This window comes from Vibrio sp. 10N.222.46.A1, assembly GCF_041473595.1.
In the GTDB taxonomy this organism is placed as follows: Bacteria; Pseudomonadota; Gammaproteobacteria; order Enterobacterales; family Vibrionaceae; genus Vibrio; species Vibrio tasmaniensis_A.
This window is the reverse complement of the sequence record NZ_JBFRSN010000267.1, coordinates 1-1,521: the sequence shown is the minus strand read 5'-3', so window position 1 is coordinate 1,521 and position 1,521 is coordinate 1. Positions and strand designations below refer to the sequence as shown.

At 44.8% G+C, this 1,521-nt stretch carries 2 protein-coding genes; both read left to right on the top strand.

The window, feature by feature from the left end; translation table 11 throughout:
• Positions 1-49 precede the first annotated feature (49 nt).
• Entirely contained in the window at positions 50-1,054 is a 1,005-nt protein-coding gene (locus AB4496_RS09185) for a response regulator (protein ID WP_012600962.1), read from the top strand.
• 1 nt (position 1,055) lies between these two features.
• A complete protein-coding gene (locus AB4496_RS09180; RefSeq protein WP_009844817.1) occupies positions 1,056-1,493 on the top strand; it encodes a PAS domain-containing protein in 438 nt (145 codons plus the stop codon).
• Positions 1,494-1,521: the final 28 nt, after the last annotated feature.

The window sequence follows — 1,521 nt, the reverse complement described above, 5'->3', positions numbered from 1 at the left end:
GATCTGTTACACTCCTCGAAATTAGCTTTAATTTGTCGGTGGTGCATTTATGTCGTTCCCAGTTCTTATATGTGATGATTCTGCATTAGCAAGGAAGCAGATGGCTCGATCACTGCCTAGTTCTCTAAATGCAGATATAACTTTTGCTGTTCATGGGCTTAATGCACTTGAAGAGTTAGCTCAAAACCAGTTTAAACTGATGTTCCTCGACTTGACCATGCCTGAGCTAGATGGCTATGGCACATTGGAAGAGATGCAACGCTTAGGTGATAACACACCTGTTGTCGTTGTTTCCGGTGACATCCAGCCAAAAGCGCAGCAGAGGGTCATGGACCTCGGTGCTAAAGCGTTTTTACAAAAACCGATCGATAAAGAAGCGTTAAAAGGCATTTTACGTGAACTTGTTGAGCCGCCAACGCAGCCTCAGGTTGTTACCCCTACCGCTTTAGATCTTCCAATACTACGCAGACGCGATATCTACATGGAAGTGGCGAACGTAGCAATCGGCCGCGCCGCCGATGCACTGGCGCGCCATTTTGATGTATTTGTCCATTTACCACTACCGAACGTGAATATTTTGGAAGTGAGTGAATTGCACATGGCACTTCGCGACTTAGCAGACAACGACCAAGTGTCGGGTGTTTGCCAAGGCTTTAGTGGAGAAGGTATTGCAGGTGAAGCGTTAGTCTTGCTGAGTGATTCCAGTGTGAGCGATCTTAAAAAGCTCATGAAGGTGCCAACAGAAAGCGAACAGTTAGAAGAATTAGAGCTGTTGATGGATGTATCTAATATCCTTGTGGGTTCATTCCTGAATGGGTTAGGTGAGCAGTCAGAAGTTCGTTTCTTCCAGAGCTCTCCGGTGTTGCTGGGTCAACACATCTCAATCGATTCCGTTATTGAAAATACCGGCGGCTCATTCAAGAAAACGATGACTTTCGAAGTCAGCTATAACATAGACGGCACTTCAATCCGTTGTGACCTTCTATTCATGTTTGTTGATGAATCTTTGCCACTTCTAGATAATAAATTGGCCTACCTAATGGAGGAGTTTTAATATGTTGAATCTTCCTGCTGAATTTGAACAGTTCCACTGGATGGTGGACATGGTTCAGAACGTCGACATGGGGCTGGTGGTTATTAATCGCGATTTTGAGGTGCAAGTTTGGAATGGCTTCATGACTCACCATAGCGGTAAGCAATCACATGATGCTATCGGTAAGTCGATCTTTGAGTTATTCCCTGAAATCCCAGAAGAGTGGTTTAGGCTGAAAACCAAGCCAGTCTATGATTTAGGTTGTCGCAGCTTTATTACATGGCCACAAAGACCTTACCTGTTCAAGTGCCGTAATGTTCGCCCTGTTACTCAACAAGCTGATTTCATGTACCAGAACGTGACGCTAAACCCGATGCGTTCGCCTACTGGACAAATCACGTCATTGTTCTTGTCGATTCAAGATGCGACTGCAGAAGCGTTAAGCGCTCAAAAGAATTAGCACCTGTCTTAATTCGAGACTCATAGCT

What these genes read in the sequence shown, in the direction of transcription:
- AB4496_RS09185 (WP_012600962.1), top strand. Translation starts at nt 50, where the DNA reads ATGTCGTTCCCAGTTCTTATATGTGATGATTCTGCATTAGCAAGGAAG.
- AB4496_RS09180 (WP_009844817.1), top strand. Translation starts at nt 1,056, where the DNA reads ATGTTGAATCTTCCTGCTGAATTTGAACAGTTCCACTGGATGGTGGAC.